Here is a 15,261-nt window from a genome sequence, read left to right as displayed (position 1 = left end):
CGCCCCGTCGTCCGGCGAGGGACGAGCGGGGCGTCGAGGGGGCGCGCCGGGTCGGCGCGAGGGTCAGCGGGGGGCGTAGGTGAGGCAGTCCGCGTGGTCGGCACCCTGAGGTCCGGCTCCGACGCGGATCGAGGAGGCGTTGCACTCGAGCGCCTCGTTGTGCGCGCACTCACCCCGCTGGCAGGCGCCGACGTGGGCGATGACCTTCTCCAGGCCGCCCTTGGCGGTCAGCGGGATGAACGTCGCGCACTCGGCGTCGGTGCCGTGCGCGGCGATCGTCACGGCGCCGGCGTGGCAGCCGTGCTCGTGGTTGTATCCGCAGCCGTCGATCGAACACTCGACGACCTGGGGCAACTCCATCAGGCTGCTCATGGGACTTCTCCTTGCTCGAAGGGGAGGGCGTTCAACCGTGCATTTCCTTCACGGTATTCCTTGCCGCATCCCTTGTACAGGAAGCAAGGCCTCACTCACTTCGGCGGAATTCCGCCGTTTTTACGTGACGCGGAACGCACGTAAATGCTCGTCGCGGGAATCCGGATGCTGCGGGCCGGGCCGTGGATCGACCTGTCCCGGCACGTCGACAGAGGGTCAGTCCCCGCGCCCGGGCCGCCACAGGACGAGCGCCCGGGTCTCGGTGTCCTGCCCGCCGACGACGCGCCCGGCGTCCTCCGCGCTGCGGCGCCGGACCCGGCGTCCCCGCGGCACCATGACGACGTCGCCGCTCACCCCCGCCGCGAACACGCGGCCTCCCTCGAGCTGCGTCGAGATCGCGTCGAGGCGGGCCTCCAGGCGATCCACCTGCTCCTCGAGCGCCAGGATCCGACGGATGCCCGCCAGGTTGATGCCCTCCTCCTGGGAGAGCCGCTGGACCTCGAGCAGCTTGGCGACGTCCCGCTGCGAGTACCGGCGCCCCCGACCCATGGTGCGTCGCGGCGTCACGAAGCCCAGGCGGTCGTACTGGCGCAGGGTCTGCGGGTGCATCCCCGCGAGCACCGCGGCCTGCGAGATGGCGAGCACGGGGGCGTCGTCGTACGCGTTGAACGGCAGGTGGTTCCCTGCGGGCGACTCGTTCCTGGCCATGCCTGCCTCCTCTCGCTGCTTCGTGCTCCGACCGGTCCGTGCCGCGGGTCCGACCCGCAGCACCGCTACCAGTCTCCTAGTCTGCTGCGCGCGCGAACACGTCGGACCGCACGTCGCCCTCGCCGTCGGTCGCCGCGGCGAGCGCCTCGACGGCCTCCTTGGCGGTCTTCGAGAGCTTCTGCGGCACGACGACCTGGATCGTGACGAGCAGGTCGCCCGTCGCCTTGGCGGTCTTGACGCCCTTGCCCTTGACGCGCAGCGTCCGGCCGGACGGCGTGCCCGCGGGGACCTTGACCTTGACGGGCTTGCCGTCGAGCGTCGGGACCTCGATGGTCGAGCCGAGCGCGGCCTCCGCGAACGTCACGGGGACCGTCAGGCGCAGGTTGTGCTTCTCGTCGACCGAGAACACGGGGTGCGGCGTGACGTGCACCGTGATGACCAGGTCGCCGGGCGGTCCGCCCGCGACACCGGGGCGGCCCTTGCCGCGCAGCCGGATCTTCTGGCCGTCGCGCACCCCCGCCGGGATGCGGGCCGTGATGGTGCGGCCCTCGGTCGTGACGTTGACTGTCGAGCCCTCGACCGCGGGCCGGAACCCGAGCGTCGCCGACGAGTGCACGTCCGCGCCGGGCTGCGGGCGCTGGTACCCGGCGTTGGGGCGGAAGCCGGTCTGGCCTCCCCCGCCGCCGAACATCGACCCGAGGATGTCCTCGAAGCCGCCGCCTCCGCCGGTCTGGGTGGAGTACCGCACGCGGCCTCCGCCACCACCGCCGCCGCCGAACATGCCGCCGAAGATGTCCTCGAACCCCCCGGCTCCACCGGCGGGACCGCCGGCTCCTGCGGAGAAGCGGGCGCCCCCGCCGGCCATGGCCCGGATCGCGTCGTACTGCTGGCGCTGCTCGGGGTCGGACAGGACCGCGTAGGCCTCCCCGATCTCCTTGAACTTGGCCTCGGCCTTCGCGTCCCCCTGGTTCTGGTCGGGGTGGTAGGTGCGGGCCAGCTTGCGGTACGCCTTCTTGATCGCGGCGTCGTCGGCATCCTTGGGGACGCCCAGCGCGGCGTAGAAGTCCTTCTCGATCCAGTCCTGACCGGTCAAGGCGCCTCCTCTCATCGGTGTGTCACCGGCCCCGGGGCCGGCGGTTCCTGCTTACGTCCATAGGTGTCCTGCTCCCGGTGCCCGACGGCGGAGCCGCACCTTCACGCGGAAGGTGGGCTCCGTCGTCGGGCCTCCGGGTCCGGTGGGTGCCGCGTCCCTCAGGACACCGCACCCACCTGCCGTCCTACTCCGGTCCGACGACCGACACGCGCGCCGCGCGCACGATCCTCTCGCCGATCCGGTAGCCCGGCTCGATGACCATGTTGACCGTGGCCGACGTCGCGGCCGGGTCGACCTGGTGCATGAGCGCCTCGTGCACGGCCGGGTCGAACTCCTCGCCCACCGCGCCGTAGCGCTCGATGCCGAACTTCGCCAGGCTCGCGTCGAGCTTGTCGGAGATCGCGACGAACGGCCCGTCGAGCTCGCCGTGCTGGCGCGCCCGGTCGATGTCGTCGAGGACCGGGAGGAGCGCCGCCAGGACGTCCTCGATGCCCTTGACGCGCGCGGCCTCCTGGTCACGCAGCGACCGGTTGCGGTAGTTGGTGAAGCTGGCCCGCTCGCGCTGGAGCGCGTCGAGGTGGGCCGCCGCCTCGGACTGCGCAGCCAGCAGGGCTGCGTCGTCCCCGGCCTCGCCGGTGGGCTCGAAGTCGAGCCCGGCCAGCGGGTCCTGCTCGGCGTCGTCCCCGGCCGAGCCGGCTCCCTCGGGGGCAGCCTCCTTGGGCTGCCCCTCCGGGGTCACCTTGCGCTTGTCCGTGAACTGGAAGGGCTGGTCCTCGGAGCCGTTGCGCTCCTCGGGGCCCTGGGCGTCGCTCGTCACTTCTTGTCGTCCTCGTCCACGATCTCCGCGTCGACGATGTCCTCGTCGGGCGCGAACGAAGCCCCTGCCGCGCTGGCCGCATCCGCGTCAGCGGCGCTCTGGTTGCCCGCCGCCTGCTCCTGCTCGGCCGAGGCGTACAGCGCCTCGCCGATCTTCTGGCTCGAGGCCAGGAGCTTCTCGTGGGCGGACTTCACGGCCTCGGCGTCCTCGCCCTCGAGCGCGGACTTGACCGACGCGATGTCGGCCTCGACCTCGGTCACGACGTCGGCGGGGATCTTCTCCTTGTTCTCCGCGACGAGCTTCTCGGTCGAGTACACGAACGCCTCGGCCTGGTTGCGGGTCTCCGCCTCCTCGCGACGCTTCTTGTCCTCGGCCGCGTGCTCCTCGGCCTCCTTGACCATGCGGTCGATGTCCTCCTTCGGCAGCGCGGAGCCACCGGTGATGGTCATCTTCTGCTCCTTGCCGGTGCCGCGGTCCTTCGCGCCGACGTGCACGATGCCGTTCGCGTCGATGTCGAAGGTGACCTCGATCTGCGGCAGGCCGCGCGGCGCCGGGGCGATGCCCGTGAGCTCGAACGTGCCCAGCGGCTTGTTGTCGCGGGCGAACTCGCGCTCACCCTGGAAGACCTGGATCAGCACCGACGGCTGGTTGTCCTCGGCGGTCGAGAAGACCTCGCTGCGCTTGGTCGGGATGGCCGTGTTGCGCTCGATGAGCTTGGTCATCACGCCACCCTTGGTCTCGATGCCCAGGGACAGCGGGGTGACGTCGATCAGGAGGACGTCCTTGCGCTCGCCCTTGATGACACCGGCCTGCAGCGCGGCACCGACGGCGACGACCTCGTCCGGGTTGACGCTCTTGTTGGGCTCCTTGCCGCCCGTGAGCTCCCGGACGACCTCGGTCACGGCGGGCATACGGGTGGAACCACCCACGAGCACGACGTGGTCGATGTCGTCGACCGAGATGCCGGCGTCACGGATGACCGCGTGGAACGGCGCCTTGGTCCGGTCGATGAGGTCCTGCGTCATCTGCTGGAACTGAGCACGCGTGAGCTTCTCGTCCAGGTGGATGGGGCCGTTCTCGCTCATCGAGAGGTACTGCATGGAGATGTTGGTGCTCGTCGCGGACGACAGCTCCTTCTTCGCCTGCTCGGCCGCCTCACGCAGACGCTGGAGCGCGATCTTGTCCTTGGACAGGTCCACGCCCGAGCTGTTCTTCACCTGCTGGATGAGGTGCTCGACGATCCGGTTGTCCCAGTCGTCGCCACCGAGGCGGTTGTCACCCGAGGTCGCACGGACCTGGATGGTCGAGAAGTCGTCCTCGTCCTTGCCCACCTCGAGCAGGGACACGTCGAACGTCCCACCACCGAGGTCGAAGACGAGGATGAGCTCGTCCTCCTTGCCCTTCTCCAGGCCGTAGGCCAGAGCGGCAGCGGTGGGCTCGTTGACGATGCGCAGGACGTTGAGGCCCGCGATCTGCCCCGCGTCCTTGGTCGCCTGGCGCTCGGCGTCGTTGAAGTACGCCGGGACCGTGATGACCGCGTCCGTGACGGGCTCGCCCAGGTACTCCTCGGCGTCGCGCTTCAGCTTGCCGAGCACGCGCGCGGAGATCTCCTGCGCGCTGTACTTCTTGTCGTCGATCTCGACCGACCAGTCGGTGCCCATGTGGCGCTTGACCGACGTGATGGTGCGGTCGACGTTGGTGACCGCCTGGCGCTTGGCGATCTCGCCGACGAGGACCTCGCCGGTCTTCGAGAACGCGACGACCGACGGGGTCGTGCGAGCGCCCTCGGCGTTCGCGATGACGGTGGGCTCCCCACCCTCGAGGACAGCGACCACCGAGTTGGTGGTGCCCAGGTCGATTCCGACCGCTCGTGCCATGTTCGTGCCTCCGTTGTTGCTGGTGCTGCTACGTGTGCGATGTCCGTGCGGCAGACCGTGGTGGTTCCCTGCCCGGCAGCGCGTCGTGGCGCGCACGCCCGGACCTTCCCCTGCCCCGGTGTGGGTGTCGCCACCCGGCTGCCGGTTGAGTCGTCCTCACTCAAGTTATGCCGGTCGGTGCCGCTGCGCAAGCGGGGACGGCCGAACTTGAGTCCACTAGGCTCAACCTTGGGAAGGAGGGGAGTATTCCCGACGGTGCACGGTGGCTGCGCCGACGGAGAAGCAGGGCGCCCCAGCGGAACGGGACGAGCGCCCTGGGTTTCAGACAGGCCGCCCGCCCCTCGCTCAGATCAGCTCGACGCCGTCCGCCTGCGGTCCCCGGTCGCTCTGGCGCACCTTGTACCGGACCCGGTCGCCCTCTTCCAGGACCTCGTCGCCCCGCACGACCGACACGTGCACGAACAGGTCCAGGCCCCCGTCGTCGGGGGTGATGAAGCCGAAGCCACGCTCCTCGTCATAGCGGGCGACCGTGCCCTCGCCTCCACGCACGGGCCCACCGGATGCCCCGGGACGGCCCGGCCGCCCACGGTCCACGGCGCCGCGTCCGCCGCCGGAGCCGCGCGCGAGCTGCACGTTGCGGGCGTTCGGCCCCTTGTCGCCGTCGACGACGTCGTACGTCACGCGGTCTCCCTCGGAGAGCTCGGTCAGACCCGATCCGAGCGCGCTGACGTGGACGAACACGTCACCGCCACCGGAGTCGGGGGCGACGAACCCGAAGCCCTTGACCTCGTCGTACCAGGACACCGTGCCGTCCGCGCCGTCCGAGGCCGGCCGTGCGACCTCGGCCCTGAGCGGCAGCAGGTGGTCGGCCTGCGGCCCCTTCTCGCCGTCGACGACGAGGAACGCCACCCGCTGGCCCTCCGAGATCACACCGCCCCCCACGATCGCCGAGCTGTGCACGAAGATCTCGGTGCGGTCGTCGTCGGGCGTGACGAACCCGTAGCCCTTGGTCGGCTCGTACCAGTTGACGGTGCCGAGCACGCCCATGGGAGCGTCGGCGGGGCGGTCGCCCGTGACACGGACGCGGCGCGCCTGCGGGCCACGGTCTCCCTCACCCACCTCGAACTCGAGGGTCTGCCCCTCACGGAGCACCTTCGGTCCGTCGTCACCGAGGATCTCGGACGCATGCACGAACAGGTCCTCGGCGTCGTTCCCGAGGTCGATGAAACCGAACCCTCGGTCGGCGTCGAACCATCGAACAGTTCCTTGGGGCACGTGGGACTCCTTCTTCTCGGCAGACGTTGCTGTCTCCCATTGTCCCCCCGGCAGAACGGTGGACAGGTGAGTCCAGCCGCCACCCGGCCGCCGGCACTACCTGCATCACCCTCAGATCACTGCGGCCCCTCGTCGGTGTCGACGTCAGCCGATCGACCGTGACCGCCGTTCGACGGAGCCACCGGCACCGCGGCCTCGACCGCGCTCACGGCCCGGCGACGACGGCGGCGCAGCAGGACGACGAGGCCACCGCCGAGCGCACCCAGCACGAGCACCACGGCGCCGGCACCGAGCCACGGCGCGACGGCGGCACGGGACGAGGCGTCACCGGCCGCCCTCGAAGCGTCGTCCAGCCGTCCGTCGTCGAGTGCGGCCCGGGCACCGTCGACGGCGCCGTCCACGTCCAGGAGCCCTCGCCCGAGGCCCGCGAACGGGCCGCCACCCGAGGCGGAGACCATCGCGTCGCCCACCTCCCCCACGACCTCGGCCGCGCGCGGCAGTACGGTCACGAGCGCCGCGTACTCCTCTGCGCTCTCCGCGCTCTCGTACTGATCGCGCACGGCGGCCGGGTCCGGCAGCCCGGCGGCATCCGCAGCCTGCTGCACGCGCCCGGCGGATGCCGCCGCGTCGGCGCCGATCTCCTGCCGGGCCGCCTCGGCGTCCTCGAACGCCCAGTCCGTCATCGCGGCGCGCAGCCCCGCGGGCGGCAACCACGCGCCGTCGGCCTCGTCGAGGACGACGTACGCCGCGCGGGCCGGGGCCCGCGCGTCGAGCAGCGCCAGCTCGGCGGCATCGGCGACCCACGTCCGGTACGTCGCCTCGGCCTCGGCCACCCCACCGCGCAGCTCGACGAGGTCGAGGAAACGACGTCCGTCGGTCCGGCCCGGGTGGTCGAGGGTGCCGGGCTCGTCGTACGCGCTCTCGCCCGCGTGGGCGGCCGCGACGAGCGCCCCGAGGGCTTCGCCGTCCAGACCACCGACGAGCTCCGACATCGCGGCCCCTGCCGCGGCGTAGGCGTACTCCTCGACGGCGTCCGCACCGTCGTCGACGTCGACCTCCTCCCAGGCGGTGAGCGGCAGGGCGTCCGTCGCGTCCCTCGCGGGCGCGGGCGACGGCTCTGCGGGTCCCCCGATCTCAGCGGCCACGCTCTTCCCGACCACCTCCGCCAGGCCCTCGTACAACCACCGGTCCTCGAAGCTCTCACCGTCGAGCCACGCGTGCGAGAGCTCGTGGAACAGCAGCTCGGCGTCGAGGTCCTCGGGGATGACGACCTCCGAGGCCGCCGAGTCGAACCACGCGTACCCGAGCACCCCGGGCGACACGTCCTCGCGGATCCGCTCCAGGTCGCCGGGCCACGGCATGCCGACCGAGCGCTCGAGGAGCGGCAGACCTGCGGTGACCTGCTCGGCGACGAAGCCGCTCCACTCCGTGTCACCGGGGAAGCTCTCCAGCACGAGCTCCGTACCGCCCACCTCGACCGTCGTCATCTCCGCCTGGTCGGGGTCGCGCAGCGAGACGAACGCCCACGTGCCGTAGTCGTCCGTGCTGTCGGCAGCGCGGTGCGTCCGGGTCTCGCCCTCGAGGATCGGCGTGAATCCGTCCCACGTGCTGTCGAAGTCCATCGACGTGGGCACGACGATCTCCACCACGACCTGACCCGGGTCGCCTGCGGCGTTGACCGCGAACGTGGCGTATCCGGGGCCGACGCGCGTGTACCCCTCCGAGCGGATCGGCTCCCCCGGGATCGTGTAGGCCCACTCGACGGTCCGCTCGCGCCCGTAGTTCAGCGGCGGGAACGACACCCGGGCTGCGCTCGTCGACGGGTCCTCGGTCGGTTCGACGGTGACCTCGAGCGCGGCTCCGTCGCTCGTGGCCGAGAGGTCGGCCGCTCCCGCGGGAAGCAGGATCCCGTACTCGTCCCAGTAGTAGAAGTACTGCGCACCGGCGGGCTGCTCGTTGCGGATCGTCGTCGTGACGGTCACCCGGACCGGGCCCACCCCGTCGACCTCGTACCGGGTACGGGACGTCTCGGACAGCCCGTCGTCCGGGTCTGCACTCGCGACCGTCGGGGTACCGAGCAGGAGCACGCACACGAACGCGCCCCCCGACCCGGCACGCAGCATCCACCGTGTGCGACGCACCCGCCCTGCAACCACCCCTGCACCGCCGTCCTCGCCGAAGCGGAAAGCCCGTCTACCCCGGCTCGACGGGTCCGGTCGACGACGACCGGGAACGGGACCCGGCGGGAACTGTACCGGCTCGTGAGCGCGCCACCGACCACACGGAGAGGACCCGCCGCAACCCGTCGACGTCGGCGGCCCGGTACCAGAGGAGGTCGGCTGGGGCCCGTTCGACCCTCGACCGGCTCGAGGCTCGATCGTACGGTCATGACCACGATCGGCGCCCCCGCGCAGGGACTCCCCCGCACCTACCTCGCGTGGCTCTCCGGAGTCACCGTCTCGCGGCTCGTCATGGTCCGGAAGCTCCTTCACCCTGCGCCGCCTGCGCCACCGCCCTCGTGAGGTCCGGCCAGAGCGGGGCGAAGCATCCCACCCAGGGGGCCGGCATCCGCCCGGCGGCGCGGTGCGTCTCGACCTCGCTCCACGTGACCCAGGCAGCGCGATCGACCTCGGCCGGGTCGAGGTGGAGGCGCGGGCGACCTCGTACGGCCGCGACGTAGACGTCGAGCAGCGCGGTGGACTCGGCGCCTCTTCCCACCCGGCGGAGATCGCTGCCGTCGACGGCGAGCCCGGTCTCCTCGCGGAGCTCGCGTACGGCGGCCTGGGCGCCGGTCTCGCCCGCGAGAACGCTGCCTCCGGGGATCTCCCACATGAACGGGAAGGCCTTGGTCGCGGCCCGACGGGTCAGCAGGACCAGTCCGTCGGACCGTACGACGCACGTCGCCACCATGAGATGGAAGCGGTTCGTCGGCCACCGCGGATCATCCCGGCGGTGCGTCTCGCCCGTGGTGGCGCCCCGCTCGTCGAGCAGGTCCCAGGTCTCCGCGTCGGTCATCCGGGCATCCTCGCAGCCTCGTGGGCCGCGCTCCAGACCTGCCGGACAGCGGCCACCGCTGCGCTAGGGTTCCCGCCATCACCGACGACGCGCACAGGGGGCACCAGAGATGACACCAGGACTGCGGCGCACGGTGCTCGGCCTGTGCTGGCTCGCGATCATCGGCGGAGCCCTGCTGTTCGCCGCGGGCGCGTACACGGGCTATGCCGAGGGCGTCGCCGCGGACGAGACGCAGTCGGTCGGTCGGCTGATGCCTGCGGAGGTCGCGGCGTTCGTGCTCGGGCCCGTCCTGGCGATCGCCGGGGGTGTCGTCGCGGCGGTCCTGCCGCGCCCCGCGGCGACGGTCACCGGCGCGCGCTGAGGCCTCCGACCGGAGACCGGCCTCACCGCCCGCGCGCGGCCAGGTCGAGCACCCGCCCCACCGTCGCGGCGTACACGTCGTGGGTGTCGAGCGGCAGCTCGTTGAACCAGTCCGTCGCGATCCGGAACACGAGCGCGCGCACGAGGTGCTGAGCGGACCCGTCCCCCGGGTCGATCGTCTCCAGCAGCGACGACGGCGCGGCCTCGAAGCAGACCGCGTCGACCGCGACGACCGCCACGGAGTACCGGACGGGCCGCCAGTACAGCGTGAGGTCGACGACCGCGGGCGGCAGGCCGTCGGCGAAGAGCACGTTGCCCGTGAGGTCGCCGTGGACGACGGTCGGCGACTCGGCGACCGGCCGCCGGGCCGCGAGCAGCGCGGGGAGGTGCGGGACGTCGTCGGGCACGTGGACCGCTTCCTCGCCCCACGCGAGCCGGTCCGCCCGTGCCCACGCGTGCGTGCGCTCGTCGAGGAATCCGGGCCGCGCGACGCCGTCGAACACCTCGGCGAAGCGCCGCGCGACCTCCGCGATCTCCGCCCAGCGCCCCGGGACGTGCTCGCCCGCGAGCGCCGGGCACGCCGTCCACCCGTCGACGACCAGGTCGCCGGACGTGCTTGCGAGCGGCAGGCTCAACCGTGGACCGCTCCCTCCCGACGGCGCGTGGTCCCGCAGCCACTCGAGCTCGGCGGGCAGCACGTCGAGCGGCTTGAGCACGGTGTCCCCGACGCGCCACGCGGTGCCGCGTCCGCCGTCGAGCCGCACGGGGAGCCCGACGGCCCCGAAGGCCTCGATCACGTGTCGTGGTGGGTGCACCGGGCGAGCCTAGCCAGGCCGCGCACCTCGTCCGGCGCTCGCCGCGCGAGTCGCCCCCTCTGCGCGTAATGTCCGGGGACGTCCCTGCCGTGACCCCCACGGGTCGGCGGGCACCGACCGTCACCAGGAGGCCCCGTGCACCCGTTCGTCCACCGCTACGAGCTCGACACCTCGCGCCCTACCGGCCGCGAGGTCGCCCGTGACCTGCTGCTGCGCGCGTTCCTGCCCGGTGCTGCGCTGTGGGTCGTGATCGTCGGGGTCGGCTTCCTCATCAAGGGCCCGCTGGGCAACCTGCCGGGCGAGGCGGGGGTCAACGAGGCCCTGGTCTCGGTCCGGACCCCGTTCCTCGACACGGTCACGGAGATGCTGTCGGCGATCGGGATGACCGAGTTCATCATCGGGGCGTGCGTGCTCGCGGTCGCGCTGATCTGGTGGCGCACCCGGCAGTGGTGGTTCGCCCTGGTCCCCGCGCTCGCGGTGTCGCTCCAGGCCCTGATCTTCCTCACGTCGTCGATCGTCGTGGGTCGCACGCGGCCCGAGGTCGACATGCTCGACCATGCCCCGCCCACGTCGAGCTTCCCCAGCGGTCACACGGGCGCGTCCGCGGCGTTCTACCTGACGCTCGCGCTCCTCGCGCAGCGCGTGCGGAACCCGGCGCTGCGGGTCGCGCTCACGGTCCTGGCGGTGCTGGTCCCGTTCGCGGTCGGGTTCGCCCGCCTGTACCGCGGGATGCACTCGCTGACCGACGTCCTCGCGGGCCTGGTCAACGGCGTCGTGTGCGCGGTCCTGGCGTGGGGCTACCTGCGCCGCGACACCTCGCACCTGCGCACCTGATGTCGGCGCGCGGGCTGGCCCGGGACGGGTTCGTCGCCCGCGAGGGCGACGTCGCCCGGGTCCAGCCCGAGTTCCGGCCCCTCGTGGCGGCCTACGTCTCCGCGGCCCGTGAGGCCTTCGGCGACGCGGGCCTCGACAGCGTCTACGTCTACGGGAGCGTCCCGCGTGGAACGGCCCGCCCGGGCGTCTCCGACCTCGACGGGCAGGTCCTCCTCGACCACGAGCCGACGCCCGCGGACCACGCGACGGTCCGCACGATCGAGGCGCGCCTCGCGGTGGAGCACCCCGAGGTGAGCGGTGCCGGGATCCTCCTCCACTCGCGCACGCGCATGACGGACCCGGCACGGCGGTTCGACGAGGGGTTCCACGTCCGCGTCCTGTGCACCCCCGTCTGGGGGCCCGACGCCGGTGCGCACGTCCGCCCTCACCGTCCGGACCTGGCCCTGGCTCGGCAGGTCCAGGGCGACTGGCGGACCGCGTTCGCCCGGCTCCGGTCCCGCGCGGACTCCGTCGACCCGGTGGAGGAGGCGGCCCTGTGCCGGACGGTCGGCCGGCGCCTGGCACGGGTCGCCTTCACGTGGGTCATGCCCCGCTGGGGCGGCTGGACGAGCGACCCGCAGACGACGTCCGCCGTCGTCGCGGAGCTCGAACCCTCCTGGGAGGAGCCCGTGCGCCGGGCGGTCGCGCTCGGCTGGGACGGGAAGGTCGACGTCCCCGCCGCGCGGTCGCTGCTGGGGACGTTCGCGGACCAGCTCACGGTCCGCGGTGAGGAGCTCGGGGCCCGGTAGGTGGGGTGCCGGGCCGAGCAGGCGGGAGCGGTCCGCCGGGAGCACCGCGGGCCCCGGGGACCTACCCCTCCGCGATCCGCTTGACCGCGGCGAGGCGGCGGTCCCACTCGGCGCCGATCGCGTCGAGGGCGCGGGCCGTCTCGCCCAGGCGGGACCCGATCGCGCGGTAGCGGACCTCGCGACCGACCCGCACGGGTTCGACGAGCCCCGCCTGGGCGAGCACGGCCAGGTGCTTGGCGATCGCCTGCCGGGTCACCGGCAGGACGGTCGCGAGCGCGGACGCCGACAGGTCCGCGCGTCCCAGCTCCTGGAGGATCTGCCATCTCGTGTCGTCGGCGAGGGCCGCGAACACGGGGGTCAGCGTCGCGGCGCTCACGCCGCGGGCCCCGTGGCGGGGGCGGTGTCCGCGAGGAACGCGACGAGCTCGTCGAGCTCGCCGGTCCACCCCGACCGGTTGCTGGCCATCGCGTCGTCGGCCCCGCCGCCCAGGCGCTCGAACCCGGACTCGACGACGGCGAGCACGGTGTCCTCGCCCTCGGGGGTGAGCGTGAAGCGCACGAGGGTGGAGTTGTCGGGGCTCAGCTCGGCGCCGGCCTGGTTGGTCCAGGTGAAGGCGAACGTGCGGGGCTCGTCGTACTCCTCGATGCGGACGGCGAACTGGCCGTAGCCGTCGAACCCGAACGTGCCCTCGCCGCCCACGCGCAGGTCGGGCAGGACGGCCTGCTGCCCGAACCACCGGGCGATCAGGTCGTCCTGCGTGAGCGCTGCCCAGACCCTGGGCGGTGCGGCGTGGATGAGCAGGGTGCGGGTCACCTGGAACGCCTCGGTGTCGATCGATGCCTGCTGGTCGGTGGTCGTCATGGTCGTCCCTCTCTGAGATGTCGGAGCACTGAAAGAACATGCAACTTCAGAGTTGCACCTGATGGCCTCGAGCGCAACCCCTGGGTTGCATGTATGCCCCGGCCCGCCCTCCCCGCTCCCGCGAGCCGCTCCAGGCCTGCGGACGTACAGTCGGCAGATGGGCCCGTCAACGCGACTCAGCCAGACGACCGGCGCCTTCAAGGCGCTCGCTCTCCTCCTGGCGTTCGTCCTGGTGTCGGCCGTCGGGGGCGTCCTCGCGGCAGGCCTCCTGCTGCCCTTCGCCGCGGGGGCGAACACCGTGACGGAGGACGTCACGCAGATGTTCGACGAGCTCCCCGACGCGCTCGAACCGGGGCCGCTCTCCGAGAAGTCACGCCTCTACGCGAACGACGGCGCGACGCTGCTCGCCACGTTCTACACCGAGAACCGCATCGTCGTCCCCCTCGACCAGGTCTCCCAGCCCATGAAGGACGCGGTCATCGCGATCGAGGACCACCGCTACTACGAGCACGGCGGGATCGACCCCGAGGGCGTGACCCGGGCCGCGATCAACAACTTCACGGGCGGCGACACCCAGGGCGGGTCGAGCCTGACCCAGCAGTACGTGAAGAACGTGCTCATCGAGCAGGCCATGCGCGACGACGACCCGGTCGCGGTGCGGGCGGCTCGCGACGACTCCCTGGGGCGCAAGGCACGCGAGGCCAAGCTCGCGATCTCGATCGAGACCATCATGACCAAGGACGAGATCCTGCAGGGCTACCTCAACATCGCCCAGTTCGGCATCCGCGTCTACGGCGTCGAGACCGCGGCCCTGCACTACTTCGGCAAGCACGCCTCCGAGCTCAGCGTCGTCGAGGCCGCCACGATCGCGGGTGTCACCAACGCCCCGACGAAGTACGACCCCGTGACCAACCCCGTCGACTCCGAGAAGCGACGCAACCGGGTGCTCCTCAAGCTCCTCGAGCAGAAGTACATCACCCAGCAGCAGCACGACGAGGCCGTCGCGACCCCGCTCCCTGCGACCCTCAACGTCCAGCCGATCTCCGGAGGGTGCCAGACGGCCGCCGGGGCCGCGTTCTTCTGCGACTACGTGACCAAGGTGATCACGTCCGACCCGACGTTCGGCAAGACGAAGAAGGAACGTCAGGCCCTCCTCTACCGGGGCGGCCTCGACATCACCACGACTCTCGACCCCCGCATGCAGGCCGCGGCCGAGGCGAACATCTCGGCGGCCGTCCCGGCGTCGGACCCCAGCGGCCTCGAGGACGCGATCGTGGCCGTCGAGCCCGGCACGGGCAAGATCCTCTCGATGGCTCAGAACCGTCCCTACGACGTGTCGAGGGAACCGGCCCCCGGCACGACCGCGGTGAACTACAGCGCCGACCAGCTCCACGGCTCCTCGAGCGGCTTCTCGCCCGGCTCGACCTGGAAGGTCTTCACGCTCGCGGAGTGGCTGCGCTCGGGCCGCACCCTGAGCGACAAGGTCAACGCCAGCAAGCGCACCTTCATCCCCAACCGGGACTTCCGGGCGTCGTGCGCGCGGCTCGACCGCATCCCCTGGTCGCCCGGCAACGCGGACGGCTCGACGGACCAGGGCGCGATCCCGGTCCTGCGCGCCACGTTCAACTCGGTCAACACGGCCTACGCGTCGATGGAGACCCAGCTCGACCTGTGCGCGGTCCGGGACATGGCGTGGAGCGCGGGCCTGCGTCCGTCCCGCACGGCCGAGGTGACGGGCGACGCCTCGTCGATCAACGTCATGCCGACCATGACGATCGGGACGCAGAACTCCTCGCCCCTGCAGCTCGCCGCGGCCTACGCGACGTTCGCGAGCGGCGGCACGTACTGCGAACCCGTCGCGATCACGCGGGTCGTCGGCGCCGACGGCTCCGACCTGCCGGTGCCCTCGGCGAACTGCGACCCCGGCGCCGTGGACCCGAGGATCGCACGGACCGTCACGTTCGCGCTCGAGAACGTCATGACGCAGGGGACCGCCAAGAAGTCCCAGCTCTCGCGCCCGAGCGCGGGCAAGTCCGGGACCGCGAACAACAACCACCACACGTGGTTCATCGGGTACACGCCGCAGATCGTGACCGCGGTCTGGATCGGGAACGCCGAGAACGACGTGTCCATGAGCTACATGCGCATCAACGGGCGCTACGAGAAGCGGTGGTACGGGTCGACGCTGGCCGCCCCGACCTGGCGCTCCTTCATGGAGACCGCCCTCGAGGGGCTCCCGGTCGTCGGGTTCCCCGGCCCGGACCCCGCCATGCTCGGCGGCGCCCCCGACGCCAAGCCGGACAAGCCGTCCAAGCCCTCCAAGCCGTCCCAGGACGACTCCCGGGAGTCCCGGGGCGACGACGACTAGCTGTTCTGTGTCATGACGTTGGTGACACCTGCGTGGAGGCGTGAGGCTGGGGGTTGGTTCCTGGCCGCAGTGTGAGGT

15 protein-coding genes are annotated in these 15,261 nt (G+C 72.0%); 4 read left to right on the top strand and 11 right to left on the bottom strand.

What is annotated here, in order from left to right; genetic code table 11:
* Positions 1-63: 63 nt before the first annotated feature.
* The 8 genes from H9623_RS01680 to H9623_RS01645 form a co-directional block, all read right to left on the bottom strand.
* The gene (locus H9623_RS01680; RefSeq protein ID WP_193718373.1) at positions 64-372 is read right to left on the bottom strand and encodes a DUF1540 domain-containing protein; all 309 of its coding nucleotides are present in this window, start codon (positions 370-372) and stop codon (positions 64-66) included.
* 216 nt (positions 373-588) lie between these two features.
* Entirely contained in the window at positions 589-1,080 is a 492-nt protein-coding gene (locus tag H9623_RS01675) for a heat shock protein transcriptional repressor HspR (RefSeq protein WP_193718372.1), read from the bottom strand.
* Between the two features lie 76 nt (positions 1,081-1,156).
* Positions 1,157-2,173 carry a DnaJ C-terminal domain-containing protein gene (locus H9623_RS01670; RefSeq protein ID WP_193718371.1) on the bottom strand — a complete coding sequence of 339 codons (1,017 nt, stop codon included), beginning with the start codon at positions 2,171-2,173 and terminating at the stop codon, positions 1,157-1,159.
* 184 nt (positions 2,174-2,357) lie between these two features.
* Entirely contained in the window at positions 2,358-2,990 is a 633-nt protein-coding gene (gene grpE, locus H9623_RS01665; protein ID WP_193718370.1) for a nucleotide exchange factor GrpE, read from the bottom strand.
* Positions 2,987-4,867 (bottom strand): molecular chaperone DnaK, encoded by a 1,881-nt coding sequence (dnaK, locus tag H9623_RS01660; RefSeq protein ID WP_193718369.1) that lies wholly within the window; start codon positions 4,865-4,867, stop codon positions 2,987-2,989. The genes grpE and dnaK overlap by 4 nt, the downstream gene beginning before the upstream one ends.
* Positions 4,868-5,212: 345 nt before the next feature.
* Positions 5,213-6,142 carry a cold-shock protein gene (locus H9623_RS19885; protein WP_193718368.1) on the bottom strand — a complete coding sequence of 310 codons (930 nt, stop codon included), beginning with the start codon at positions 6,140-6,142 and terminating at the stop codon, positions 5,213-5,215.
* Positions 6,143-6,258: 116 nt separating this feature from the next.
* The gene (locus H9623_RS01650; RefSeq protein ID WP_193718367.1) at positions 6,259-8,283 is read right to left on the bottom strand and encodes a hypothetical protein; all 2,025 of its coding nucleotides are present in this window, start codon (positions 8,281-8,283) and stop codon (positions 6,259-6,261) included.
* Positions 8,284-8,611: 328 nt separating this feature from the next.
* Positions 8,612-9,157: an NUDIX domain-containing protein gene (locus H9623_RS01645; protein ID WP_193718366.1), complete on the bottom strand. Its 546-nt coding sequence runs from the start codon at positions 9,155-9,157 to the stop codon at positions 8,612-8,614.
* Positions 9,158-9,266: 109 nt separating this feature from the next.
* Here H9623_RS01645 and H9623_RS01640 point away from each other — a divergent pair, with 109 nt between their 5' ends.
* Positions 9,267-9,518, top strand: coding sequence for a hypothetical protein (locus H9623_RS01640; RefSeq protein ID WP_193718365.1), 252 nt, complete (start codon positions 9,267-9,269; stop codon positions 9,516-9,518).
* 22 nt (positions 9,519-9,540) lie between these two features.
* Here H9623_RS01640 and H9623_RS01635 read toward each other — a convergent pair whose 3' ends face one another.
* Positions 9,541-10,332, bottom strand: coding sequence for a phosphotransferase (locus H9623_RS01635; RefSeq protein WP_193718364.1), 792 nt, complete (start codon positions 10,330-10,332; stop codon positions 9,541-9,543).
* Between the two features lie 135 nt (positions 10,333-10,467).
* On the opposite strand from H9623_RS01635, the gene H9623_RS01630 reads away from it, so the two are divergent.
* Positions 10,468-11,166 (top strand): phosphatase PAP2 family protein, encoded by a 699-nt coding sequence (locus H9623_RS01630; RefSeq protein ID WP_193718363.1) that lies wholly within the window; start codon positions 10,468-10,470, stop codon positions 11,164-11,166.
* Complete coding sequence (locus H9623_RS01625) at positions 11,166-11,954, top strand: nucleotidyltransferase domain-containing protein (RefSeq protein ID WP_193718362.1); 789 nt, start codon at positions 11,166-11,168, stop codon at positions 11,952-11,954. The genes H9623_RS01630 and H9623_RS01625 overlap by 1 nt, the downstream gene beginning before the upstream one ends.
* A gap of 61 nt (positions 11,955-12,015) precedes the next feature.
* Here the strand turns inward: H9623_RS01625 and H9623_RS01620 are convergent, their stop codons facing one another.
* Positions 12,016-12,330 (bottom strand): ArsR/SmtB family transcription factor, encoded by a 315-nt coding sequence (locus tag H9623_RS01620; protein ID WP_321575209.1) that lies wholly within the window; start codon positions 12,328-12,330, stop codon positions 12,016-12,018.
* On the bottom strand, positions 12,327-12,815 hold the full coding sequence (locus tag H9623_RS01615) for an SRPBCC domain-containing protein (protein WP_193718361.1): 489 nt from the start codon (positions 12,813-12,815) through the stop codon (positions 12,327-12,329). Before H9623_RS01615 ends, H9623_RS01620 begins: the two co-directional genes overlap by 4 nt.
* 157 nt (positions 12,816-12,972) lie before the next feature.
* On the opposite strand from H9623_RS01615, the gene H9623_RS01610 reads away from it, so the two are divergent.
* Positions 12,973-15,183, top strand: a complete 2,211-nt coding sequence (locus H9623_RS01610) for a transglycosylase domain-containing protein (RefSeq protein ID WP_193718360.1) — start codon at positions 12,973-12,975, stop codon at positions 15,181-15,183.
* The last annotated feature ends 78 nt before the right edge of the window (positions 15,184-15,261 follow it).

This window comes from Oerskovia douganii (assembly GCF_015142735.1).
GTDB classification, from domain to species: Bacteria; Actinomycetota; Actinomycetes; order Actinomycetales; family Cellulomonadaceae; genus Oerskovia; species Oerskovia douganii.
Note: the sequence above shows the minus strand (reverse complement) of the source record. Positions and strands in the feature narration are given on the sequence as shown.